Source organism: Sphingomonas kyeonggiensis (genome assembly GCF_014196745.1).
GTDB classification, from domain to species: domain Bacteria; phylum Pseudomonadota; class Alphaproteobacteria; order Sphingomonadales; family Sphingomonadaceae; genus Sphingomonas; species Sphingomonas kyeonggiensis.
On record NZ_JACIEH010000002.1, the window covers coordinates 397438 to 421652 of the forward strand.

Annotated in this window: 21 protein-coding genes; 16 read left to right on the forward strand and 5 right to left on the reverse strand. The window is 68.7% G+C overall.

Going from position 1 to position 24215, the window contains the following annotated elements:
* The first annotated feature begins 227 nt into the window (after positions 1-227).
* Complete coding sequence (locus tag GGR46_RS11010) at positions 228-977, forward strand: SDR family NAD(P)-dependent oxidoreductase (protein ID WP_183997627.1); 750 nt, start codon at positions 228-230, stop codon at positions 975-977.
* On the opposite strand, the gene GGR46_RS11015 is transcribed toward GGR46_RS11010, so the two are convergent.
* Both GGR46_RS11015 and GGR46_RS11020 read right to left on the reverse strand, forming a co-directional pair.
* On the reverse strand, positions 974-1612 hold the full coding sequence (locus tag GGR46_RS11015; protein WP_183998780.1) for a response regulator transcription factor: 639 nt from the start codon (positions 1610-1612) through the stop codon (positions 974-976). The genes GGR46_RS11010 and GGR46_RS11015 overlap by 4 nt on opposite strands.
* A complete protein-coding gene (locus GGR46_RS11020) occupies positions 1602-4703 on the reverse strand; it encodes a sensor histidine kinase (RefSeq protein WP_183997629.1) in 3102 nt (1033 codons plus the stop codon). Before GGR46_RS11020 ends, GGR46_RS11015 begins: the two co-directional genes overlap by 11 nt.
* A 158-nt stretch (positions 4704-4861) precedes the next feature.
* Between GGR46_RS11020 and GGR46_RS11025 the strand changes: the two genes are divergently transcribed.
* The 4 genes from GGR46_RS11025 to GGR46_RS11040 all read left to right on the forward strand — a co-directional run bounded on the left by GGR46_RS11025 (position 4862) and on the right by GGR46_RS11040 (position 8153).
* Positions 4862-5257: a hypothetical protein gene (locus tag GGR46_RS11025; protein ID WP_183997631.1), complete on the forward strand. Its 396-nt coding sequence runs from the start codon at positions 4862-4864 to the stop codon at positions 5255-5257.
* Between the two features lie 77 nt (positions 5258-5334).
* Positions 5335-5997: a response regulator transcription factor gene (locus GGR46_RS11030; RefSeq protein ID WP_246426037.1), complete on the forward strand. Its 663-nt coding sequence runs from the start codon at positions 5335-5337 to the stop codon at positions 5995-5997.
* Positions 5998-6076: 79 nt separating this feature from the next.
* Entirely contained in the window at positions 6077-6454 is a 378-nt protein-coding gene (locus GGR46_RS11035; RefSeq protein ID WP_221262703.1) for a response regulator transcription factor, read from the forward strand.
* A 1-nt stretch (position 6455) separates the two neighbouring features.
* Positions 6456-8153, forward strand: coding sequence for a sensor histidine kinase (locus GGR46_RS11040; RefSeq protein WP_221262704.1), 1698 nt, complete (start codon positions 6456-6458; stop codon positions 8151-8153).
* 39 nt (positions 8154-8192) lie between these two features.
* Here GGR46_RS11040 and GGR46_RS11045 read toward each other — a convergent pair whose 3' ends face one another.
* On the reverse strand, positions 8193-9014 hold the full coding sequence (locus GGR46_RS11045; RefSeq protein ID WP_183997633.1) for an alpha/beta fold hydrolase: 822 nt from the start codon (positions 9012-9014) through the stop codon (positions 8193-8195).
* A 341-nt stretch (positions 9015-9355) separates the two neighbouring features.
* Here GGR46_RS11045 and GGR46_RS11050 point away from each other — a divergent pair, with 341 nt between their 5' ends.
* The 8 genes from GGR46_RS11050 (at position 9356) to GGR46_RS11085 (ending at position 14799) form a co-directional block, all read left to right on the forward strand.
* Positions 9356-10108 carry an SDR family oxidoreductase gene (locus GGR46_RS11050; RefSeq protein WP_183997635.1) on the forward strand — a complete coding sequence of 251 codons (753 nt, stop codon included), beginning with the start codon at positions 9356-9358 and terminating at the stop codon, positions 10106-10108.
* Between the two features lie 25 nt (positions 10109-10133).
* On the forward strand, positions 10134-10895 hold the full coding sequence (locus GGR46_RS11055) for an SDR family oxidoreductase (protein ID WP_183997637.1): 762 nt from the start codon (positions 10134-10136) through the stop codon (positions 10893-10895).
* Positions 10892-11338: a hypothetical protein gene (locus GGR46_RS11060; RefSeq protein WP_221262705.1), complete on the forward strand. Its 447-nt coding sequence runs from the start codon at positions 10892-10894 to the stop codon at positions 11336-11338. Before GGR46_RS11055 ends, GGR46_RS11060 begins: the two co-directional genes overlap by 4 nt.
* 25 nt (positions 11339-11363) lie before the next feature.
* The gene (locus GGR46_RS11065) at positions 11364-11819 is read left to right on the forward strand and encodes a carboxymuconolactone decarboxylase family protein (RefSeq protein WP_183997639.1); all 456 of its coding nucleotides are present in this window, start codon (positions 11364-11366) and stop codon (positions 11817-11819) included.
* Between the two features lie 70 nt (positions 11820-11889).
* Positions 11890-12621: a sensor histidine kinase gene (locus GGR46_RS11070; protein WP_183997641.1), complete on the forward strand. Its 732-nt coding sequence runs from the start codon at positions 11890-11892 to the stop codon at positions 12619-12621.
* Positions 12618-13247 carry a glutathione binding-like protein gene (locus GGR46_RS11075; protein ID WP_183997643.1) on the forward strand — a complete coding sequence of 210 codons (630 nt, stop codon included), beginning with the start codon at positions 12618-12620 and terminating at the stop codon, positions 13245-13247. Before GGR46_RS11070 ends, GGR46_RS11075 begins: the two co-directional genes overlap by 4 nt.
* On the forward strand, positions 13244-14014 hold the full coding sequence (locus tag GGR46_RS11080; RefSeq protein ID WP_183997644.1) for an SDR family oxidoreductase: 771 nt from the start codon (positions 13244-13246) through the stop codon (positions 14012-14014). The genes GGR46_RS11075 and GGR46_RS11080 overlap by 4 nt, the downstream gene beginning before the upstream one ends.
* 11 nt (positions 14015-14025) lie before the next feature.
* Entirely contained in the window at positions 14026-14799 is a 774-nt protein-coding gene (locus GGR46_RS11085; protein ID WP_183997647.1) for an alpha/beta fold hydrolase, read from the forward strand.
* A gap of 103 nt (positions 14800-14902) precedes the next feature.
* Here the strand turns inward: GGR46_RS11085 and GGR46_RS11090 are convergent, their stop codons facing one another.
* Positions 14903-18028 carry a TonB-dependent receptor gene (locus tag GGR46_RS11090; protein WP_183997649.1) on the reverse strand — a complete coding sequence of 1042 codons (3126 nt, stop codon included), beginning with the start codon at positions 18026-18028 and terminating at the stop codon, positions 14903-14905.
* 331 nt (positions 18029-18359) lie between these two features.
* On the opposite strand from GGR46_RS11090, the gene GGR46_RS11095 reads away from it, so the two are divergent.
* Both GGR46_RS11095 and GGR46_RS11100 read left to right on the forward strand, forming a co-directional pair.
* Positions 18360-20789, forward strand: a complete 2430-nt coding sequence (locus GGR46_RS11095; RefSeq protein WP_183997651.1) for a glucose/quinate/shikimate family membrane-bound PQQ-dependent dehydrogenase — start codon at positions 18360-18362, stop codon at positions 20787-20789.
* 92 nt (positions 20790-20881) lie between these two features.
* Entirely contained in the window at positions 20882-22180 is a 1299-nt protein-coding gene (locus GGR46_RS11100; protein WP_183997653.1) for a carbohydrate porin, read from the forward strand.
* Positions 22181-22188: 8 nt separating this feature from the next.
* On the opposite strand, the gene GGR46_RS11105 is transcribed toward GGR46_RS11100, so the two are convergent.
* The gene (locus GGR46_RS11105; protein ID WP_183997655.1) at positions 22189-22809 is read right to left on the reverse strand and encodes a TetR family transcriptional regulator; all 621 of its coding nucleotides are present in this window, start codon (positions 22807-22809) and stop codon (positions 22189-22191) included.
* An 83-nt stretch (positions 22810-22892) separates the two neighbouring features.
* Here GGR46_RS11105 and GGR46_RS11110 point away from each other — a divergent pair, with 83 nt between their 5' ends.
* Positions 22893-24212, forward strand: coding sequence for an NAD(P)/FAD-dependent oxidoreductase (locus GGR46_RS11110; RefSeq protein ID WP_183997657.1), 1320 nt, complete (start codon positions 22893-22895; stop codon positions 24210-24212).
* Positions 24213-24215: the final 3 nt, after the last annotated feature.

Sequence of the window (24215 nt, forward strand, 5' to 3'; positions counted from 1 at the left end):
CCCCTGCGTTCATCATCCCTGTCGCGTCCGATTGACACGGCTCCCCAAGCTGCCCGGGCGTGGCCCGGCGCTCTCCGCTCTGCTTCTGCGGCAAGTCGCTCCCGCCCGCATCTGGCCGGGGGCAGGGGGATGGCCCGCCTTTCGTCGATGCGCGCCTAGACCCGGGTACAGGTTCTGCGGGAGCAGTCGCTCCCTACCTCCAGGCCAGTCAATTCTGGAGGAAAACCATGGCTTTGCTCAGTGGCAAGACAGCGATGATCACAGGCGGCACGAGCGGGATCGGTTTCGCGATCGCCCGGTCCTTTGCGGCGGAAGGCGCGCAGGTGATCGTCACCGGTCGTAGGGCGGATGTCGCGGAGGAAGCGGCGCGGCGGATCGGCAATGGCGCGGCGTCGATGGTCGGTGATGTCGCCGATCCCGAATTCCACGCCTGGGCGGCGGACGAAGTCGGCGAACGCTTCGGCGGGCTCGACATCTATGTCGCCAATGCCGGGATCAACACGATCCGGCATTCGGCCGAAGTGCCGCAGGACGAATATGACGCGCAGTTCGCCACCAACACGCGCGGCGTGTTCGTCGGGGTGCAGAAGATGGCGCCGCTGATCCGCGATCACGGCGCGATCGTGATCACCGGATCGCTCGCCAGCGAGAAGGTGCTCGACGGGCATACGGTCTATGCCGGGTCGAAGGCGGCGATCAACGCCTTTGCGCGCAGCTGGGCGCTCGAGCTCAGGGGGCGCGGAATCCGGGTCAATGTCCTGAGCCCGGGGCCGACCGATACCGAGATCCTCGGCAAGCTCGGCGTATCGGCCGAGCAGCGCCCGGCGTTCGAGGCGCAGATGGCTGCGGCGATCCCGCTCGGGCGGCTCGGCCGGCCCGAGGAGCTGGCGAGCGCGGCGCTGTTCCTCGCGTCGGACATGAGCAGCTTCGTGACCGGCGTGAACCTGCGCGTCGATGGCGGGATGGCGCTGCTCTAGAGCTCGATGATCCCGCGACGCGCGGCGACCGTCACCGCATGGGTGCGGTCGCTGACGTCGAGCTTGCCGAAGATGTTCTTGAGGTGCGCCTTCACTGTCTCCTCGGAGAGGGCGAGGGCATGGGCGATCTCCTTGTTCGCCTTCCCCTCGGCGACGAGCCTCAGGACCGAGATCTCGCGCTCGCTGAGATTGTCGTCCGCCACGTGCAGCGCGATCTCGGCGGCGACCTCGCCATGCACATGGCGGCGGCCGCGATGCACATTGTGGATCGCGTCGAGCATCTCGGTGCGCAGGCTGCTCTTGAGCAGATAGCCGGTCGCCCCGGCCTTGAGCGCACGCACCGCCTGGACGTCGCCGGCATAGGTGGTGAGGACGAGGATGCGGGCGTCGGGGAAATCGGCGCGGATCGCGGTGATCGCATCGACGCCGTTCATCACCGGCATCTGCAGGTCCATCAGCGTCACGTCCGGACGCAGCTCGCGAAAGCGCGCGACGGCCTCGGCACCGTCGCGGGCCTCGCCGATCACGATCATGTCGGTGCGGTCCTCGAGGATCGCGGTGACACCTTCGCGCAGCACCGGGTGATCGTCGACGATCAGGATGCGGATGGGCGAGATGCCCTTCTCAGGCGGCATGGTCATGGTTCCTCTTGCGGAAGAGTCGGGAGAAGAAGCGGCGGCGGCCCGGCGCATGATCGGCGAAGGCCAGGCGGGCGGGCAGGGTCATGGTCACCGCGCAGCCCATTCCGGGGCGGCTGTCGATCGAGAAGCTGCACCCGATCCGCTCGGCGCGCTCGCGCATGCCGATCAGCCCGAAATGGCCGGGCTTGTGGCCCCGGGCGACGATCTCGGCGGGGATGCCGACGCCGTCGTCGCGGATCTCGACGCCCAGCTGGCGCTTGCTGAAGCGGATGACGATCTCGACCGCGCCGGCATTGGCGTGGCGATGGACGTTGAACAGCGCCTCGTCGACGATCCGGCCGAGCTCGACCGCGACGAGCGGATCGACCGGGCGCTGGCGTCCCTCCACGACGATACGCACGCCGATCGCGGGATCGAAGCCCGCGGCGACGGCGCGTTCCTTGAGCAGCTCGGGCAGGTCTCCCTTGTCGCCGGCACCGCGCAGGCCCTGCACCCGATCCCGCCCGTCGGCGATGATCTCGTCGGCGCGGGCAAGCGCCGCCTCGAGCTGTCCGCGGGCCGGCCCCTCCGGCGGCATCTTGTTGGCGACCGACTGGAAGCGGAGCACCAGGCCCTGGACGCTCTGGAGCAACGTGTCGTGCAGCTCGCGGGCGATCCGTTCGCGCTCGCCCATCCGCTCCTCCAGCCGCGCGCGGATGCGGCCGGCGACCTGGGCCATGCGCAGCCGATAGGCGAGCCAGAGCAGCGCCAGCACGATCGCGGCGCACAGGGCCAGGAACCATTTCGACTGCACGAAGGTCGGCGGGATGGTGAACTCGACCGTGGCCCCGGCCTCGTTCCATGCGCCATTGTCGGTCGCGGCGATCAGCCGGAAGCGATAGGTGCCGGGGGCCAGGTTGGTGTAGAAGGCCTGTCGCCGGGTGCCGGGATCGACCCATTCGCTGTCCTGGCCCTCGATCCGGTAGCGGACCTGGGTGGCGTGCTGGTTGGAGAAGTTCAGCACCGCGAAATCGATCTGCACGTTCGAGCGGCCGGCGGGCAGCGTCACATTGGTCGGATCGCGATAGACCTGGTCGGCGACCAGCGCGCCGACCGCGACGCGGGGCGGTGCAAGGCTGCGCTTCACGTCCTTGGGATCGAGCCACAAGGTGCCGGTCTGTGTCGCGATCCAAAGGCGCCCGTCGCCGCCCTGCACGATCGCGTTGCGGCTGTGCGAATGGGGCCGGCTGCGCAGCCCGTCGGCGGCGCCGAAGACCTGCATCGGCGGCGTCCAGCCGGGTTGGGCGAAGGCGCGGTCGAGATCGGCGGTGCGGATGCGCAGGATGCCGCCGGGGCTCGCCAGCCAGGTCTCGCCGGCGGTGCCGCGCGTCATGCCGTTGACGCCGCCGAACATCGGCACCCGCCGGGCGGAGATGCCCTGGAAGCGGTCGTCCCGCAGCCGGGCGACGCCGAATTCGCTGGCGACGAACACGGCGCCGGGTTGCGGGAACAGCGCGATATCGCCGGTGCCGTGGCTTCCAAAGGGAATCCGGAACGACCGGCGGGCCAGCCCGTCGAGCCGGCCCAGCACGCCGTCGCTCCAATGGACCAGGATCCGGCCCTGCGAATCCGCCGTCATCGAGCGGGGCGCGAAGGGCTGGCCGGCCGGCACCGTGACGCGCTGCCATCGCCCGTCATGCAGCCGTGCCATGCCGCCCAGCCAGCCGGTCACCCAGAAATCACCGTGCGCATCGAAGGCGCAATCATAGACGACATAGTTGAGCGGCACGCGTGGGCCGGGGCGGAGGCTGCCGTCCTTCCAGATCATCACCGGTTTGCTGGGCGCCGGTGCCGGGCCGACGCTCTTGCTGAGGCCGATCCAGATCGAGCGGTCCGGCGCCTCGCACAGGGTGCGCGGCTCGTTGTCCGGCGTGCGCAGGATCGGCTCGGGCAGGCCGCCGGGCCGCACGCGGTACACGGTGGCGGCCTGGCCGATATAGACGCTGCCGTCCGAGCCGCGCAGCAGCAGGTCGCCGAACGCGGCGGGCTGGGCGAGCTGCGGCTCGTAGCGCAGCGTGGCGGGCCAGAACCGGTCGAGGCCGTTCTCGGTCCCTGCCCAGACATTGCCCTCCGCGTCCTGGAAGATCTGGGTGGCGGCATTGGACGACAGGCCGTCATGCGCGGTGAAGCGCTCGACCCGTGCCTGCGCCTCGGCCGGCGTGGCGGCGCCGCGCGGATCGGGACGGCGCACGCGCTGGAGGCCGTCATAATAGGTCGCGATCCACAGATTGCCCTCGCGATCGAAACGCGGCCAGCCACGGATCTCGGCATTGTCGGTCGCATAGGGGTGGCGAAGCGCTGGCGGCTTTCCGCGGCCGCCCGGGCCGGTGAGCGGATAGCTGCCATGGCGGTCACTGATCCATACGCGCTCCTCGGGATCGAGCGAGAGCCGTCCCAGCGCACGGAAGTCCTTGCGGACCGACTCGAAGCGGCTCGCATCGGGGCCGAGCCGCATCACTTCGCCGGAGAAGGATATCCAGGCGGTGCCGTCGCGCGTCACCACCAGGCTGAACGGGTTGTCGACCGGCGCGCCCGCCTCGCTGCCGAACGAAGCCCAGCGGCCGTTCCGGAAGCGCAGGAGCGGAAGCCCCATCCGTTCGGTCATCACCCAGATCGTGCCGTCCGCCGCTTCCTGCATCGAGAGGACGCGATCGGGCGAAGGCGGCGCATCGAGGAAGCGCAGCCGGCCTTCGCGATAGACGGCGAAGCGCCCGCTGCGCTCGAAACTGGTCCAGACATCGCCGTTGCGCCGGACGAGGATCGCCGAGGGCGGGCCATGGACGGCAAGGTCGATGCCGGCGCTCATCGGCTCGAAGCGGATGCCGTCGAAGCGGAACAGCCCGGCATTCGCCGCGATCCACAGATAGCCGCGCCGATCCTGCGCCAGGGCGACCACGGGGCGTGGCGCGTCGCTCTCCTCGCTCCAGCGCTGATGGGTATAATGCGCGATCAGGCGCGGGGCATCGGCCGGCGCCGCGTCGACGGGCTGGAGGAGCAGCGCCGCGACGAGCGCCGCCAGCACAGGTAGCCCCCTGATCAATTGCATCGCCGTTCCAGCAATTCCCGCCGGGTCTCCGCCTGAGCCTGTCCGAAGCAACCCGCCCCTTCGCCGCCAGGTGGATCCGATGCTACCCCCGAATGGGGGAGCGGCATATCCCCGGACCGAAGGCTGGCCGGCCCCCAAGGGGGAGCTATCGCCTGGCGGTGCCCAAATTGATTCTACGCTATCCGGATGGTCTGTTCGGCGTCGCGCTGCTGCTGCTGCGCCTGTCCTGTGCGGCGATCGCCTATCCTTCGCTCGCCCTGCTCTGGCCGTCACCGTCGAACGCGGTGTCGATCGGGCTCGGGGCGAGCCTGCTCGGCCTGGCGCTGGTGCTCGGCTTCGGCGCGCGGGCGGCGGGAGCGCTGCTCGTCATCGTGCTCGCGATCGGCGTTGCCGGGACCCCGGGCATGTTCGCCTGGTTCCTGCTCGCCTGTGCGGGCGGGACGGGCGCGTTCGTGCTGCTCGGGCCGGGGGCCTTCTCGATCGATGCGCATCTCCATGGCCGCCGGGTGATCCGGCTCGAGCCGCGCTCCCCGGATCGGGTAGGTCCCGGCTAACCGGAACCGGGATGGCGCCTTGCCGCGCCCAGTGGAAGGATCACTCGTCTCCAGCCGACAAGCCGGGAGGACCTGCGATGAACCAGATGACGCAAATGCCCCGGCCCGCCGTACCGGCCCGCCCCCTGGTGCTGATCGTCGACGACGATGTCGCCGTGCGCACCGCGATCGAGGAGCTGATGCTCTCGGTGGGGATCGATGCGGCCGGCTTCGCCTCGTCGCGCGAGCTGCTCGAGGCGGACCTGCCGGAGCGGCCGGGGTGCATGGTGCTCGACGTGCGCATGCCGGGATCGAGCGGGCTCGACCTGCAGCAATATCTGGCCAGCACCGGCAACGCCAAGCCGATCATATTCCTCACCGGCCACGGCGACATCCCGATGTCGGTGCAGGCGATGAAGGCCGGGGCGGTCGATTTCCTGACCAAGCCGGCACGGGACCAGTCCCTGCTCGACGCGGTGACCGCAGGGATCGAGCGTGACCTCGCCCAGCGGGCCGATGCCGAGGTCGCCAGGCGCCAGGCGGACCGCCATGCCATGCTCACCCCGCGCGAGCGGCAGGTGCTCCGCCAGGTCGCCCGGGGCCGGCTCAACAAGCAGATCGCCTATGACCTGGGCATCAGCGAAGTGACGGTGAAGCTCCACCGCAGCAGCGTGATGCGCAAGATGGAGGTGAGCACGGTCGGCGAGCTGATCCGTGCCTGGGACCTGCTGCCCGAGCCCCTTCGGCACGAGGAGACCTAGACCATGGTATGGTTACGGCTGCCTGGACCTTGGGCGACAGTCGCGGACGGGCGCAGCTCGCGCCGAGAGGACGCGTCCCTTGTCCAGGCCAGTGGTGATCGCGATCGTGGATGACGACCGGGCCGTGCGCGAGGCGCTGTGCGAGCTTCTCCAGGTCGAGGGGATGGCGGCACTCGGCTTCGAGCGGGCGGCGGCCTTCCTTGACCGTGCCGGTGAGTTCGATTGCGTGATCTCCGATGTCCGCATGCCGGAAATGGACGGGCTGGAGCTGCAGCGCCGGCTGCGCGCCTGCGGCTCGGCGATGCCGCTGATCTTCGTGACGTCGCTGGACGACGAGACGGCATGTGCCCATGCGTTGCGGGCCGGGGCGATCGCCTGGTTCGCCAAGCCCGTCGCGGACGCGGCGCTGCTCGGCACGCTGCGCGTGGTGCTGGGCAACACAGGCGGCGGCGCCTGAGATGGAGCCGCTGTCCCACCAGGAGGCGGCGGACGGCGCCGACCCCGAACTACCTCCGGCGCTGCTCCCGCGGATCGGCGATGTCGCTCATGCCGGGATGGACGAGGAATCGAGCGCGTGGAGCGTGTTCGACATTTCCGGTGCGCGCGGGCTGATCGCGCGGATCGCCGCCGGCGACATGCCGGACGGCTGGACGCGGGCGCTGCTCGATGCCGTGCGCGTGGTCGATATCGACGACAACGCCCTGCGCGCGCTGGGCCCGATCGGCGGGCGCCGGCGGATGGTCGGCGCGCCGGTCACCGTCTATTGGCCGGCCGAGAGCTGGCCGGTGCTGGCCGAGCTGATCTTCGCCGAGCTGGCCGACATCCCCGGTGCCGCGCGGACCCGCAAGATCGTCTCGAGCGTGTTCAACGATGCGACGGTCAACATCTCGACCGATCCCGCCCATCCCGATCTCGTCTTCGTCTCGGTGGGCGGCAGCGTGACCGACAAGCGCTCGCTCTGGTCGCTGCGCGCGAGCGAGGAGCGCTATCGCACGCTGATTCACCATCTCCCCTGGGCGCTGGTGCTGGTCGATTCCACCGCGATGCTGCCGATCTTCGACGAGCTTCGGGCAGCGGGCGTAAGCGATGTCGGCGCCCATCTCGACGCGCATCCCGGCCTGCCGTTCGAATCGCGTGCGATCGTCCGCGTAACCGATGCGAACCGCAACGCGGTGGAGCTGTTCGGGGCAGGCTGCGCCGACCAGCTGATCGGGCCGGTCGACTATCTGTTCGCGGCATCGCCCGATACCGCCAAGCGGGTGATCACCGCGCATTTCGACGGGCGCCGCAACCTGACCGAGATCATGAAGCTGCGGACCTTCGACGGGCGACTGCGCGACGTGCAGCTGTCGATCACCTATCCGACGCCGCCCGAGCGGCTCGACGTCACGCTGCTGATGTTCGAGGACGTCACCGAGCGGCTGCAGACCGAGGTGCAGCTGCGCCAGCTTCAGGAGGAATATGCCCGGGCGGCGCGGATCGCGACGCTGGGCGAGCTGGCGAGCTCGATCGCGCACGAGGTGAACCAGCCGCTCGCCGCGATCGCGATGAATGCCGAGACCAGCCTGCGCTGGCTGGCGCGCGACGAGCCGAACCTCGCCAAGGTCGAGCAGCTGACCAAGCGGATCGCCGACAGTGCGCGCCATGCCAGCGAGATCGTCCAGCGCATCCGCGGCATGGCCGGGCGCCATGCGCCGAACCGCACCGCGCTCGACCTGAACCGGGTGGTGGAGGAAGCGCTGATGTTCGTCTGCCACGACATCGAGGCGCGCGGCATCCAGCTGGGCGTGAAGCTGGACATCGGCCTGCCGCGCGTGCTCGGCGACCGGGTCCAGCTCCAGCAGGTCGTGGTCAACCTGCTGGTCAACAGCCTGCAGGCGCTGGCCGGACGGCCGCACTCGCAGATCGAGATCACCACGTCGCGCGACGGCTTCGGCGGCGCGCGCCTGTCGGTGCGCGACAATGGGCCGGGCATCGCCGCCGAGGATCTCCACCGCGTGTTCGAGGGCTTCTTCACCACCAAGCAGGACGGGATGGGGATCGGCCTGGCCGTCTGCCAGTCGATCCTCGCCGCGCACGGCGGCGGCATCTCCGCGGCGAACCAGGCCCAAGGCGGCGCCTTTTTCCAGGTTACGCTTCCGCCGATCACGGATTGACGCCCGGCGGTGCTGGGGACACCGCCGGGCGTCTCCGCTTCAGCTGCGCAGGAAGGCGAGCAGATCGGCGTTGAACCGATCGGCATGCGTCGCGGTCAGGCCGTGAGGCAGGCCCGGATAGAAGAGCGACTGTGCGCCCTGCACCAGCTTGGCGGATTTGTGGGCCGAGTCCGCGATCGGCACGATCTGGTCGTCCTCGCCGTGGACGATCAGCGTCGGCACGTCGAACTTCTTGAGGTCGTCGGTGAAATCGGTCTCGCTGAACGCCTTGATGCATTCGTACGCGTTCTTCAGGCCGGCCTGCATGCTGATCAGCCAGAACTCGTCGAGCAGGCTCTGCGACACGTTCGCGTCCGGGCGGTTGGCGCTGAAGAAGGGGATCGCGAAGTCCTTGTAGAATTGCGATCGGTTCTTGAGGATGTCGTGGCGCAGGCCGTCGAACACGCTGAGCGGCAGGCCCTCGGGGTTCGCCTCGCTCTGCACCATCACCGGTGGCACCGCGCCGAGCAGCACGGCCTTCTCGACGCGGCCGGTGCCGTGGCGGCCGATATAGCGGGCGACTTCGCCGCCGCCGGTGGAATGGCCGACCATGGTGATGTCCTGGAGGTCGAGCGCGGCGAACAGCTGCTCGAGATCGTCGGCATAGCTGTCCATGTCGTTGCCGGTGCCGGTCTGGGCCGACTTGCCATGGCCGCGGCGGTCATGCGCGATGCAGCGATAGCCCTGCTCGGCAAGGAATTGCATCTGGCCGTTCCAGGCGTCCGAGCTGAGCGGCCAGCCGTGCGAGAAGGTGACGACCGGGCCCTGACCCCAGTCCTTGTAGTGCATCATGTGTCCGTCGCTGGTGGTGAACATCGGCATCGAGTGTCTCCCTGGATGCGCGCCGCACGACCCGCCACGGGCCGCCTCCCGGCGGGGATGGGCTAGGGGAGGGGCCGGGTCGCGGTCGATCGCCCCTCCGGGGGAGTCCGGTTGGACAAGGGGCGGGGCGGGGCTCGCCCAAGGTCGGGCATTGCGATGCGCAGGTATCGGTTCCGCGACCGGCTCCTGCGCCGGGATGGCGGGACCTGCACCTTGGGACAGGGGTGCCTGCCAAAAGGCGAGGATCGCGCATGCCTCTGCACGATGGAGGCGCGGGGCATGATCCGTGATCCTGTCGCCCTGTTCGAATGCCATGCCGGCAGCGGACGCGGAGACGGGACATGCGGATTACCGTGGTGGGAGGAACCGGCCTGGTCGGCGCACGGCTGGTCCGCCAGCTCGAGGCGGCAGGACACCAGGTGGCGGTCGCGGCGCGGTCGACCGGGGTGGACATCGTCACCGGCGCGGGGCTCGACCGGGCGCTGGACGGTGCCGAGGCGGTGATCGACGTATCCAGTCCCGGCTATGCCGATGCGACCGAGATGCTGCGCTTCTTCGAACGCGCGGGCGCCACGCTGCTCGCCGCCGAACAGGCCGTCGGCATCGCGCATCACGTCACTTTCTCCGCGATCGGCGCCGAGCGGATCGGCGACGGCTATTACCGCGCCAAGCACGCGCAGGAGCGGTTGATCGCGGGATCGGGCATCCCCTTCACCATCGTCCGCTCGACGCCGCTGTTCGAATATATCCATGACGCGATCGACGCCGGGCGCAGCGAGGCCGAAGTCCGCGTGCCGCCGATCCGCGTACAGCCGATCGCGACGGAAGACGCGGCGCGGGTGCTGATGCAGGTGGCGCTGCGCGAACCGGTCAATGCCGTGCTCGAGGTCGCCGGGCCCAACAGCTACGCGCTGCCCGGCCTCGCCGAACAGATACTGACCGCGGGCGAGGATTATCGCCCGGTGCTGACCGATGCCGGCGCCCGCTTCTTCGGCGCGCGGCTGGGCGAGGAGAAGCTCGTGTCCGATGCCGCCGTGGGGCCGGGCGACGCCAGTCTCGAAACCTGGCTCCGCAGCGCGCTCGCCCCGGCCTGAACCCATCCAATCGAAAGGAAGCAACATGAAGATCGTGGTGATTGGCGGTACCGGCCTGATCGGCTCGAAGACCGTCGCCCTGCTGGCCAAGGAAGGGCACGAGGTGTTCGCCGCCGCGCCGAACACGGGTGTCGACACACTGACCGGCGAAGGGCTCGACCGGGCGCTGCAGGGCGCCGATGTGGTGATCGACGTTTCCAACTCGCCGACGCTCGACGGTCCGGCTGCGCTCGACTTCTTCGAGAAGGCCGGGCGCAACATCGCGGCCGCGGAGAAGAAGGCCGGGGTGCGCCACCACATCGCGCTCTCGGTCGTCGGCACCGAGCGGCTCCAGGCCAGCGGCTATTTCCAGGCCAAGCTCGCGCAGGAGAAGGGCATCGCCGCATCGGGCATCCCGTTCACGCTGATCCATGCCACGCAGTTCTTCGAGTTCCTGCGCGGCATCGCCAATTCGGCGACCGAGGGCGACACCGTCCGCCTGTCGCCCGCGCGTTTCCAGCCGATGGCGGCGCAGGACGTCGCCGCCGCGGTTGCCCGGGCCGCGCTGACCCCGCCGGTCAACGGCCTGATCGAAGTGGCGGGGCCGCAGGCGTACCGCATCGACGAACTGGTCGCGCAGGTGCTGGCGTTCGACAAGGATCCGCGCCGCGTGGTCGCCGATCCGGCGGCACCCTATTTCGGCGTCGCCATCGATGACACCTCGCTGATGCCCGGACCGGATGCGCGGCTGGGTACCACCGGCTTCGACTGGTGGCTCGCCAACGTGCCCGCGCCGGTGGCGAAATGAGCGCGCGTGCACGCCCCACCGGCGACGACAGGCCGGTGCTGCGCCAGCTCTGCGTGTCGTTCGCGATGCTGCTCGGCGTCCTAGGACTGCTCAACGGCAGCTACATGCTGATCTCGCCGGTCGGCTGGTATTTCGCGGTGCCCGGCGTGACCACGACCGGTCCGTTCAACCAGCATTTCATCCGCGACATCGGGATCATCTTCCTGTTCATCGGCGCGGCCTTCCTGATCGGCACGGTGCGGCAGCAGATGCGCGCGGTGCTGTGGGGCGGGGCGACGCTCTGGCTCGCCTGCCACGCGCTCTTCCACTTCTGGGAAGTCGCGGCGGGCATCTGCGGCCCCTCGGTGCTGCTGCGCGATTTCCCCGCCGTCACGCTGCCCGCGCTGATCGGCGCCGGGCTCACCCTCTTCGCGCTGCGCGACCCCGCGCCGGCGCGTCCCTGATCCATCCAAGCAAGGAGAAGACCCCATGACCCCCCGTATGAACATCTTCGAGGTGGCCGGCGAAGGCACCAAGGCAATGATCGGCGTCGAGACCGCGATTGCCAAGTCCGGTATCGAGCACGGCCTGCTCCAGCTGGTGAAGATCCGCGCCTCGCAGATCAACGGCTGCGCCTTCTGCATCGACATGCACGTGAAGGATGCGGTGAAGGCCGGCGAGAGCCACCAGCGCCTGCACCTGCTCGACGGCTGGCGCGATTCGCCCGCATACACCGATCGCGAGCGTGCCGCGCTCAACTGGACCGAGGCGCTCACCCGCATTGCCAAGACGCATGCGCCCGACGCCGATTACGCGATGCTCCAGGCCCAGTTCAACGAGACCGAGATCGCCTGGCTGACCCTGGCGATCGGCGCGATCAACCTGTGGAACCGCGTGCAGATCGGCCTTCGCGCCGTGCACCCGGTCGAGGTGCCCGCGGCCTGACCGGCCGGGCCGCGGGGTGACCCCACCCCCTCCGCACTCCGCGGCCCACTCTCTGACAAGGAGCTCGGTGATGGTTCCCCAGTCCCCCGTCCCGTACGGACAAGAGATATTGCCGCCCCTGGGCCCGGTTGCGGGCGGCGAGGTCGCGATCGCCGCGGCCGGCATGCTCCACGACCTGGGCAATCTGGTCCAGATCGCGACGTCCGCGCTTAACATCCTGGCGCGCACGCCGGACATGCCGGTGACTCATCGCGAGCCCCTTCTGCACCGCGCCCGCACCTCGCTCGACCACGCGGGCACCATCATCCACCAGAACATGGCGCAGGCGAGCGCCCGGACGACCGATCCGTACAGCGATGTCGCGGAATGCCTTGCCGATGTCGTCGCGCTGGTCGCCGGCAGCGAGGATCGGCTGCTGCGCGTCGCAGCGCTGGTCGAGCCTGGGCTGCCCGCCCTGGCTTGTGATCCGATCGGACTGCGCCGGGCGCTACTCAACCTCGTCCTCAACGCGCGCGACGCGATGGGCGGGCAGGGGACCGTGTGGATCGAGGCGCGGGCGCTCTCCTGCGCGGTGGCGCTCAGCGTCCGCGATCACGGTGCCGGCATGTCGCCCGCGACGCTCGCCCGCGTCTTCGATCCCTTCTTCACCACCAAGCGCGACGGGCTGGGCGGCATCGGCCTGCCGATGGTCGAGCGCTTCGCCCGTAGTGCCGGCGGCGGCGTCTCGATCGAGAGCGAGGCCGGCACCGGCACCATCGTCACCCTGCACCTGCCCGCAGCTTTTCAGGAGTCCCGATCATGAAGCTCTATTATGCCCCCGGCGCCTGCAGCCTGTCCGGCCGGATCTCGCTGCACGAGGCCGGCCTCGCCGCCGAGTTCGAGCGGGTCGACATCAAGACCAAGACGACCGAGCACGGCTATGACTATACCGCGATCAACCCGCGCGGTTACGTGCCCTTGCTCGTCCTCGACGATGGCAATGCGGTGAGCGAGAACACCGCGATCCTCGAATTCATCGCCGGCATGGACGCCAGCCTGGCGCCCGGCGGACCGCTCGGCCGCACCCGGCTGATCGAGATGCTCTCCTGGCTGTCGACCGAGTTGCATGTCGCCTTCAAGCCCTTCTGGCATTCGGAGGGCGAGGCCGAGCGCGCCGCGGCCAGCGAGGCGGTCGCCAGCCGGCTGGCGCTGATCGAGGCGCATATCAACGAGCTCTATCTGTTCGGCCCGCGCTTCACCGTCGCCGATGCCTATCTGTTCGTCATGCTGCGCTGGGCGCAGGCGTTCGGCGTGCCGATGTCGGCCGCCATGCTCGGCTATTTCGAGCGCGTGGCGGAACGTCCCACCGTCCGCCAGGCGCTGGTCGAGGAGGGGCTGTTCACGCCGCTTCCCTCGCTCGACAGCTCTTCGATCGAGGCCCTGATATGAAGGTCGTGGTGATCGGCAGCCGCGGCCGGATCGGCGAGCGGCTGGTGCGCAACCTACGCCAGGAGGATCTGCGCGTCGTCGAGGCGTCGCGCAGCACCGGTGTGGACAGCTTCACCGGCGTCGGGCTCGACGCCGCGCTGGACGGGGCCAGGGTGGTGATCGACGTCACCAACGTCTCGCCCGATGACGGCGATGCGGCGATGCGCTTTTTCGAGATCTCGAGCCGCAACCTGCTCGAGGCCGGGCGCCGCGCCGGGGTCCGGCACCATGTCGTACTGTCGATCGTCGGCACCGACGGGCTGCTCGCCAGCGGCTATTTCCGCGGCAAGAAGCTGCAGGAGGAGATGGCCGCCGGATCGGGCATCCCGTTCACCATCCTGCGCTCGACCCAGTTCTTCGAGTTCATCAGCGGCGTGGTGCAGGCCGGCACCCAGCGCGACATCCGGATCGCGCCGGCTTTGGTCCAGCCGATCGCCGGCGAGGACCTGGCCGACATGCTGGCGGACGCGGTGTTCAGCGATCCGTTCAACGGCATGCTCGAAGTCGCCGGGCCCGAGCGGCTGCGGCTCGACGAAGTCGCCGTCGAGATCGCCACCGCGCAGGAGGATCCGCGCCGGATCGTTGCCGACGCCGCCGCACCCTATTTCGGCGCCGAGCTCGGCGAGCATTCGCTGCTGCCGGGCGCCGGGGCGCGGATCGCCACGCTCACCTTCGACGACTGGCTGCGCGACAGCCTCCAGCCCCACCGCATCTCCATCCCCAATTGAGGAGAATATCCATGCGTCTCTCTACCCTGCTGCTTCCCGCCGCGCTGCTCGCCTCCGGCGCCGCGCACGCCCAGGCCGCGCCCGAAAAGCCGGTGATCGTGCTCGTCCACGGTGCCTTTGCCGAGAGCGCCAGCTGGGAGCCGGTGATCACCCGGCTCGAGAAGGACGGCTATACCGTCATCGCCGCCGCCAACCCGCTGCGCAGCGTGGCGAGCGACGGGGCCGCGGTCTCGGCGGTGGTCAAGTCGATCAAGGGTCCGGTGGTGCTGGTCGGCCACAGCTATGGCGGCCCGGTGATCACCGAGGCGGCGAACGGCAACCCGAACATCAAGGCGTTGGTCTATGTCGCCGGCTTCGCGCCGGAGACCGGGGAGTCCAGCTTCTCGCTTTCGGGCAAGTTCCCGGGCAGCACGCTGGGCGATGCGCTGACCGCGGTCCCGCTGCCGGACGGCGGGCAGGATCTCTATATCCAGGCCGCCAGGTTCCAGGCCCAGTTCGCCGCTGACGTGCCGGCGGGCCAGGCGGCGGTGATGGCGGCCACCCAGCGCCCGATCACGATGAAGGCGCTGCAGGAGCCCAGCGGTGTCGCGGCCTGGAAGACGCTGCCCAACTACATGATCTACGGCAGTGCCGACCGGAACATTCCCGCCGCGGTGATGAAGTTCATGGCCGAGCGCGCGCACGCGCGGAAGACGGTGGAGATCCCCGGCGGCTCGCATGCGCTGATGGTCTCGCATCCGGCCGAAGTGACCGCGATGATCGAGGCCGCGGCAACCGCGAAATAACCGGCCGGACGGGACAAAAAAGAAGGCCGGTGTCGCCACCGGCCAGAGGGGATCGCTCTGGACGCTGCCGCGGCCACCATGGGGTGGTCGCGGCAGCTGCGGATCAGAAGCGGCCGCGCAGGCCGATCATCACCACGCGTCCCGGGTTGAACACGTAATAGGCGGCATTCGAATATTGGAAGTAGGTGCGCTGGCTCGACTTGGTCAGGTTCTGCACGTCCACGGTGATTTCGGGCAGGTGCTTGGCGCCCAGGATCTCGTTGAGGTCGAACGACGAGCTGAAGTCCCACTGCTGGTAATCGTCGACGAAGAGCGAGGCATTGGTGATGCCGTTCTGGTTCGCGCCCGAGATGACGTTGCCCTGGTTGAAGGTCGTCGACATGCGCAGCGAGATGCCGTGATTCTCGTAATAGGCCGAGAGGTTGTAGGTCACCGGCGAGACGCCCGTGGCCACCGCCGGCGCCGCGCCCGAACCCGACTGGCTGATCAGCGTCAGGTTCGCGTTGAACCCGAAGCCCTTCAGGCCGAGATAGCGATCGAGCAGGAAGTCGAGCGGCTGCACCCAGTTCAGCTCGAGGCCGTTGACCTTGAGCGTGCCGGTCGCGTTCACCTGCTGGGTGAGCACCACATTGGCGTTGTTCGGGCCGCCGCGGGAATCGATCGCGGCCTGCTGGGTCGGGTTCAGCGTGCTGTAGGTCACGCCATATTGCGACAGCGAGGCGAAGGGCACGGTGACGTTGCCGTTCACGGTGAAGCCGGTGACTGCCTTACGGAAGGCGGCGAAGCCGATATAGCCCTCGGCGCCGGTGTAATATTCGAAGCCCAGGTCGATATTGTCGGAGATGTAGGGCTTGAGGTCCGAATTTCCGACCGAGCCGATATCGGCCGACGGACTGCCGAACGACAGGCCGGGCAGCATGTTGCCGGGGTTCGGCCGCGTCATCGTACGCGAGACCGCCGCACGCACCACGGCATGGTCGCCCAGATGGAAGGCCGCGGAGGCCGAGGGCAGCCAGTTGTCATAGTCGTTGTCGGTGTAAACGAAGTTGACGAGGTTCGGGTACAGCCCGCCATCTGCCGGTGCCACGGCCGGCGCCGCCGGCGTGTTGCGCGGATCGGGCAGGGTCACGCGCCCGCCGATCGTCTGCATCGTCCGCACCCAGCGCAGGCCCGCGTTGAAGGTGATGCGGTTGTCGCCCACCGGCAGGTCGCCATTGACCTCGGCATAGCCGCCGATCGTCCGCTCGCGGATATAGCCGCCGCTCGCGCCGGTGTTCGCGCCGCCCGATTCCGGCGCGCTGTCGTGGAAGGCGTCATAGTTGGACGCGGCCTTGAACTTGTTCCAGTCGAGCGTGACGAAGCCGTCAGGCCCCGGCAGCAGATAGCTGCTCAGCGTGCTCGCCGGGATCAGCGAGCCGCGATAGACCAGCGGGGTGGTCTGCCCGGCGGTGTAGCCGGTGCCATACCCCGGATAGGTCGGATAGCCCGCGCCCGGCGTGGCGGTGTTGAGGCCGGCGCAGGGGGGCTGGCTGTTGGGCGACGGCAGGAAGATGCTGGGATTGTCGCCGCAGACGGCGTTCTGCCACGCCTGGCTGTTGTCATAGCCGCGGATCGTGCGCGAGACATCGTCATAGGCGGCGCCGACCTGCAGGTTCAGGCGGTTGTCGCCCCAGGTCAGGTCGCCGCGCGCGCCCTTGGTGGAAGTCCAGCGACGCTCGTCCTGCAGGTTCACGCGGCCGCCGGCCCAGACGAAGTTCGCCGGGTTGTTCAGGTCGACATTGCTGGTGATCGTCGGGAAATCGCCGCCGGTATTGTCGTAATTGACCGTCAGGCCTGAGCCGGCGGCCGTGATCGGCAGCACCGTCGGCGATTCGCGGTGGAACTGGCTCTTGGTGTAATTGCCGTTGACGGCGAGCTTGAGCTTGTCCGCGATCTGCCACTCGATGCCCGGGTTCACGCCCCAATATTGCAGGCTCTCGAAATAGGGCCGGTATTCGAGGAAGAACTGGGAATTGTAATAGGTGCCCTTGGTGACGGTGCAGCCGGTGGCGCAGTCGCTGCGGTCATATTGGGTGTTGACCGGGATGGCCGCGCCGTTGCGGCCCACCCAGTCCATGTCGATGCGCTGCATGTTGTTGCGCTTCCGCGCGAACATGCCGTCGATATAGGCGTGGACGCTGTCGCCCTTGTACTCGATGCTGCCGATGAAGTTCAGCCGCTCCTTATAGCCATATTCGTCGGTCTCGCGGCCCAGGCGCGGGATGATGCCGTTGTCGATCTGGGTGATGTTGGCGCCCGGATTGAGCTGGAGCAGCAGCGCCTGGTCGATCGTGGTGCCGGTGGCGACGCCCGGGATGCCGGCGTTGGCGGGGACGGTGCCGGGGATGGTCCAGTTGCCGCCACCGGTGTTGTTGCGGGTCGAGGCGGGGTTCTGGGCGGCGCTCAGGTTCGGGTTGGTCCAGCCGACGCTCTCGAACCCGACGGTGCGGATCTCGTTGTGCTGGCCCGCCACGCCGAACAGCACGCCGAAATCGCCCATCGTCGTGCTGGCGAGCAGCGAGCCGCGATAGCCGTAGCGATCGGAATTGGTGTTCTTGATGGCCTGGCCCGAATAGGTGATGTGCGTGCCGGGGCTGTCGAAGGGGCGGGCGCTGCGCATGTTGACGGTGCCGGCGGCGCCGCCCTCCAGCCGATCGGCATTGGGGCTCTTCTGCACTTCGAGCTTGGTGAACAGCTCGGTCGGGAACAGGTCGAGATCGACTTCGCGGTTGGTGCTCTGCTGGCCGTCGCCGCCGGTCGAGGCGACTGCGATCGGCGCATTGTTGAGCAGCACGCGGGTGAAGTTGGTACCCAGGCCGCGGATCGTCACCTGCAGGCCTTCGCCGGTGATGTCGCGGCTGATGGTCACGCCGGGGATGCGATTGAAGCTCTCGGCGATGTTCGTATCGGGGAATTTGCCGATGTCCTGAGCGAAGATCGAGTCGGTGAAGCCCGTCGCCTCGCGCTTGGCATTGGTCGAGCTCTGCAGCGACTTGCGATAGCCCGAGACGATGATCTCGTCGCCGGACTCGGGCGCCTGCGCAGTGCCGTCCTGCGTGGCGCTTGCCGGGGTATCCTGGCCCCCGGGCGTAGCGGTTTGCGCATAAGCCGGCCAGGCGGTCGAGGTCAGCAGCAGTGCAGCCAGGGCGGCCTTGCGGCCCGCCGACGAACGTCCAATGGTATCGAGCATCTCGATCCCCTTCCTCTCCTAAGCGGTGCCTTGGCAGCACCTTTTCACGCCCATGGTAGCGCTAACGTCGTTGGTTAAAATGTCCGAGTTATTGAGTCAATATACTCTGAGTTAGCGCACCACTTGCTTTGTGCCCTCGGGAGCCAAGGCGATCGTGCTCGTGGCTTATGGAGAGGGGCCGGCGTCGGGGCGGACTTGCAACCGGCGCAAGAGTGTACTAAATGGTACACAGTTGACGTCGCCGCCGCGACGGTTCCGCGATTCGCCGCGTCCCATCGCCCAACCGCAGTTCGGCCTCTCCGACGATCGTTACGCATGAAGGAGGTGCCGCATGTCGGGCACGAAACATTGGGCCGGCCTGCTCACGCGCAGCTGGCTGGTTCTTCTGGGCTCGGTACTGCTTGCGGCAGGCCTGTTCTTTACCATCGGCGGCGCCCGGCTGATCAGCCTGGGCGGGAGCTTCTATTTCCTGCTCGCCGGTCTCGCACTGGTGGCGTCCGGCGTGCAGATCATCCGCCGCCGTCCCTCCGGCGCGCTGGTCTTCGGGCTCACCTTCCTTCTGACGATCCTCTGGGCGCTCTGGGAAGTGGGCTTCAGCTTCTGGCCACTGATCTCGCGCCTGCTGGCGATGGGTGTCGGGGCGACGGTGGTTGCGTTGTCCTATCCGTTGCTGCGCCGTGCCCAGGGTCTGGCCCCCGTTTGGCGCCCGGCGCTGGCGATGGGGGCAGTGCTCGGCATCGCCTCGGCGGCCGGATTCGGCGCGATGTTCGTGCCGCACCCGACGGTAGCCTTTGCCGGTACACCGGGCGCGCTGCTTCCCGTCGATCCGGCACCCGCGCAGAAGGACTGGGCCGCCTATGGCAACACGCCGGGCGGCAGCCGCTTCGTCGCGCTGAACCAGATCACCCGCGACAATGTGAAGGACCTCAAGGTCGCCTGGACCTATCGCACCGGCGACGTCGCGGTGAGCGACGGCAATGGCGCCGAGGACCAGGATACGCCGCTACAGATCGGCGACACCGTCTATATCTGCACTCCGCACAACAACGTCATCGCGCTCGACGCCGATACCGGGCGCGAGAAGTGGAAGGCGCTGATCAATGCGCGTGCCTCGGTCTGGATGCGCTGCCGCGGGCTGGCCTATTTCGATGCCCGCGCACCGCTCCAGCAACCGAACCTGCCCGGCGCGACGCCGGTCTCTGCCACCACCGTGCCGGAGGGCGCCGCCTGCCAGCGCCGCATCCTGATGAACACGATCAATGCCGAGCTGATCGCGCTCGACGCCGACACCGGCAAGCTTTGTGCTGATTTCGGCCAGGGTGGCCGGATCGACCTCAAGGCCGGGCTCGGCAACGCGCCCGACCCGCAATATCAGCTCACCGCCGCGCCGACGCTGGCCGGTACCACGGTGATCGTCGGCGGCCGCATCGCCGACAATGTGCAGACCGACATGCCCGGCGGCGTCGTCCGCGGCTTCGACGTGGTCACCGGCAAGCTGCGCTGGGCGTTCGATCCGGGCAATCCGGCGATCACCGGCGCCCCGCCGGCCGGACAGACCTATACGCGCTCGACCCCGAACGTCTGGTCGTCCATGTCCTATGACGCCGCGTCGAACACCGTGTTCATGCCGGTCGGCAGTTCCTCGGTCGATCTCTACGGCGTGCCGCGCACGACGCTCGACCACAAATATGGCGCCTCGATCCTTGCGCTCGATGCCACCACCGGCCGCGAGAAGTGGCACTTCCAGACCGTGCACAACGATCTGTGGGACTTCGACGTGCCGATGCAGCCGAGCTTCATCGATTTCCCGATGGACGGCGGCAAGATCGTTCCGGCGCTGATCGTCGGCACCAAGGCCGGGCAGGTCTATGTGCTCGATCGCGCCACCGGCAAGCCGCTCACCAAGGTCGTCGAGACTCCGGTCAAGGCGGCGGACATCCCCGGCGAGCCCTATGCGCTGACCCAGCCGCGCTCGGTCGGCATGCCGCAGATCGGCGTGGGCCCGCTGTCCGAAAAGGACATGTGGGGGGCGACGCCGTTCGACCAGCTGCTCTGCCGCATCGCCTTCAAGGGCATGCGCTATGAGGGACTCTACACCGCGCCCGGCACCGACACGTCGCTCAGCTTCCCGGGGTCGCTCGGCGGCATGAACTGGGGCGGCATCTCGACCGATCCGACCACGGGCACGGTCTTCGTCAACGACATGCGCCTCGGCCTGTGGGTGCGGATGGTCCCGCAGACCGCCGCGCAGGCGGGCAAGAGCGGTGCGGCGGGCGAGGCGGTCAACACCGGCATGGGCAGCGTTCCGCTGAAGGGCACGCCCTATTCGGTCGTGAAGGACCGCTTCCTCTCCGCGCTCGGCGTGCCGTGCCAGGCGCCACCTTACGGGACGCTGACCGCGATCGACCTCAAGACGCGCAGTATCAAGTGGCAGGTGCCGGTCGGCACGGTGCGCGACACCGGTCCGCTCGGCATCCGCATGGGTCTGCCGATCCCGATCGGCCTGCCGACGCTCGGCGGCACGCTGGCCACCCAAGGCGGGCTCGTGTTCATCGCCGGCACGCAGGACTATTATCTGCGTGCCTTCAATTCGGCGACCGGCGCGGAAGCGTGGAAAGCCCGCCTGCCCGTTGGCAGCCAGGGCGGCCCGATGAGCTACCGCTCGCCGCGCACCGGCAAGCAATATGTCGTGATCACCGCGGGCGGCGCGCGCCAGTCTCCCGACCGGGGCGACTATGTGATCGCCTACGCGCTGCCCTGACCCGATGATCGGGAGCGAAGCGCGCTGCTTCGCTCCCGCCCTTGTTCAACACCTGATGGCCCCGTGTCCGGCGACACGGGAGGGAGGGCGCTTTGGCCCGGTACGTACCGATATTCGCAGCGGCACTGGCCGTCATCTCGCCTCTTTCGGGCGCGCATGCCCAGTCGGAAACCCGGCCGGCCCCGGCCGAGCCGGGCCTGCTCTCCCCGGACCGGGAAACCCTGACCGGCGACTGGGGCGGGGCGCGCAGCGATCTGCGCGAGGCCGGGATCAGCGTCCGCGCCGACTATGTGTCCGAGGCCTTCGCTGCCGTCGATGGCGGCCTGAGGCGCGGCACCGGCTATACCCAGCAGCTGCGCGCCGGCGTGGACGTCGATCTCGACAGGACGATCGGCTGGTCCGGCGCGCTCTTCCATCTCACGCTGAACGACCGGCGCGGCATCGGCGTCTCGTCGGACATCGTCGGCAACCGCCTCCCGATCCAGGAGGCCGCCGGCGGCAATTTCACCAAGCTTACCGAGTTCAGCGTCGAGCAGAATCTCGACGGCGGCCGGCTGAACCTGCGCGCTGGCTATTTCGCGATGGGCAACGACCTGGGCGGCATGGCGATCGGCTGCAACCTGGTGAACGCGGCCTTCTGCGCGCATCCGCTGGCCTTCTCCGGCGACACCGGCTGGTACAATTACCCCAATGCCCGCTGGGGCGCTGCGGTGCGCTATCGGCTCCGCCCGGACCTGACGCTGCGCGCCGGTGCCTTCCAGGTCAATCCGCGCCTCAACGACGAGCACAATGCCTTCCGCCCCTTTGCCGGCGGATCGACAGGGGTGCTGGTCCCCATCGAAGTCGAATATGATCCGGGCATGGGCAAGGACAGCCGCGTGCTGCCGGGCCATTACAAGCTGGGCTTCTATTATGACAGCTCGACCGCGGCACGGCAGGGGCGGCCGGGCAGCGTCACCGGCCGCTACGGCGCCTATATCCTCGCCGACCAGATGGTGGTGCGCGGGAGCGGGGGCAGGGGCCTCTCGGTGTTCGGCCAGTTCGCCGCCAATCCGCGGGCATCGGCGCCGATCACCCGCTGGATCGCCGCCGGCCTGATCAAGACCGGCACCTTTGCCAGCCGCGACGCCGACACGATCGCGCTCGGCGTGATCCAGGCACGCGTCAATCCGCGGCTGCGCGAATTGCACGAGGCGCCATCCGCGATGCCCGACGGCTTCGTCTCGCTGCCGGGCGGCGAGACGGCGATCGAGCTGAGCTACGGACTCCAGCTGCGCCGCTGGCTGAGCATCCGGCCCGATGTCCAGTATATCCTCGATCCCGGCGCCTTCGCCTTCCGTCGCACCCGCAACGCGCTGGCGTTCGGCAGCCAGGTCAAGGTCCAGTTCTGATGCCGGGGTCAGCGATCCGCGCGGCAATAGCGCAACACGGTGTCGATCACCTGTCCGCGGCGCTTCGCGACGGCTTCCTCGCTCTCCATGTCGGCGCCGAAGATCGTGCCGAAGGTGTAGCGATTGGCGACGAAGTAGAAGGCCAGCGCACTGATCGTCATGTGCAGGTCGGCGGCATCGATCCCCGCGCGGAAGCTGCCCTCGGCGACGCCGCGGTCGAGCAGCGCCTGGGTGCGCGGCAGCGCCACTTCGTTGCGCCCCTCCGAGATCGCACCGACATGCGGCCCGCGCCGGATATTCTCGTCCATCACCAGCCGCACCAGCTCGGGATGGCAGAAGTGATAGTCGAAACTGAGCGCGGTCAGCCGCGCCAGCGCCTCGATCGCCGGCAGCGCGTCGAGCCCGGTGTCGAGCTCGGCCGAGCGGAAGCCACGATAGGCCTCGGTCAGCACGGCGCGGTACAGCCCGTCCTTGCTGCCGAAATGATAGTAGATCATCCGCTTGGACGTCGCGGTGGCCGCGGCGATCTCGTCCACCCGCGCGCCGGCAAAGCCCTTGTCGGCGAAGTGCCGGGTGGCGATCGCGATGATCTCCAGGCGATTGCGTTCTGTGAAACTGTCGTCGGCCACATCCTGCTTTGCGATCCGCGGCGCGGCATTGCAATGTGCCACGCGCCGGATGTGCCTCGGATGACCGAAACTGCGGAGCGAGCATGACGACCGACAAGAAGACCCAGATCGTGATTGTCGGCGGCGGTGCCGCAGGGCTGGAGCTCGCCCGCAAGCTCGGCGCCCGCTACGGCCGCAAGCGGCACGACATCATCCTGATCGATCGCAACCGCACCCATATCTGGAAGCCGCTGCTGCACGAAGTGGCGGCGGGCTCGCTCGATGCCAGCCTCGACGAGGTGGGCTATCGCAGCCACTGCCATCGCTGGGGCTATCGCTATCATTATGGGACGCTGGAGCGGATCGACCGCACGGCGCGGCGCGTGCACCTGGCCCCGGTGCTCGATCCCAAGGGGCGCGAAGTGATCGGCGCGCATTCGGTGCGCTACGACTATCTGGTGCTCGCCTATGGCTCGGTCACCAACGACTTCGGCACGCCGGGCGTCGCCGAGAACTGCCTGTTCCTCGACAGCCAGGCTCAGGCGGACAGCTTCCGCGATCAGCTTCTCGACCATTGCCTGCGCGTGTCGCGCGCCATGTCGGAGGATCCGGCGTCGGACGCGCACGTCCGCATCGCCATCGTAGGCGGCGGTGCGACCGGCGTGGAGCTGGCCGCCGAGCTCTACAACGCCGCAGACGGCCTGAGCTATTACGGGCTCGAGGTGTTCGACCGGAAGCGGCTGGACGTGTCGCTGCTCGAGGCCGGGCCGCGCATCCTGCCGGCACTGCCCGAGCGGCTGGCCGATGCCGCGCGCGAGGAGCTCGGGGTGCTCGGCGTCAAGGTGCTGACCGGCGTCTCCGTCACTGCCTCGACTCCGCAGGGCATGGAGACGCGGGACGGCAGGTTCGTTCCCGCCGACCTGCAGCTCTGGGCCGCCGGCGTGAAGGCCGTGCCGATCCGCGAGGGGCTGGACGGGCTGCAGCTGTCGCGCGGCGACCAGGTCGTCGTCCGGCCGACGCTGCAGAGCCTGGACGACGACCGCGTCTTCGCGATCGGCGATTGCGCGTCCTACACGCCCGCCGGCAGCGAGCGGCCGATCCCGCCGCGCGCTCAGGCGGCGCACCAGATGGCGGACACCGCCTTCGCCAATCTCTCCCGGCTGATGGCCGGCACGCCGCTCAGGACCTTCGTCTATCGCGACCACGGCTCGCTGGTGTCGCTCAGCCGCTTCTCGACCGTGGGATCGCTGATGGGCAGGCTGGTCGGCGGGCGCATGGCGGTGGAGGGCCGGCTGGCCCGGTTCGTCTACATGTCGCTCTACCGCATGCACCTGCTCGCGGTGCATGGCTGGATCCGCGGCACGACGCTGATCCTGGTGAGCCACATCAACCGCTTCGTGCGCCCGCGCCTCAAGCTCCACTGAGCG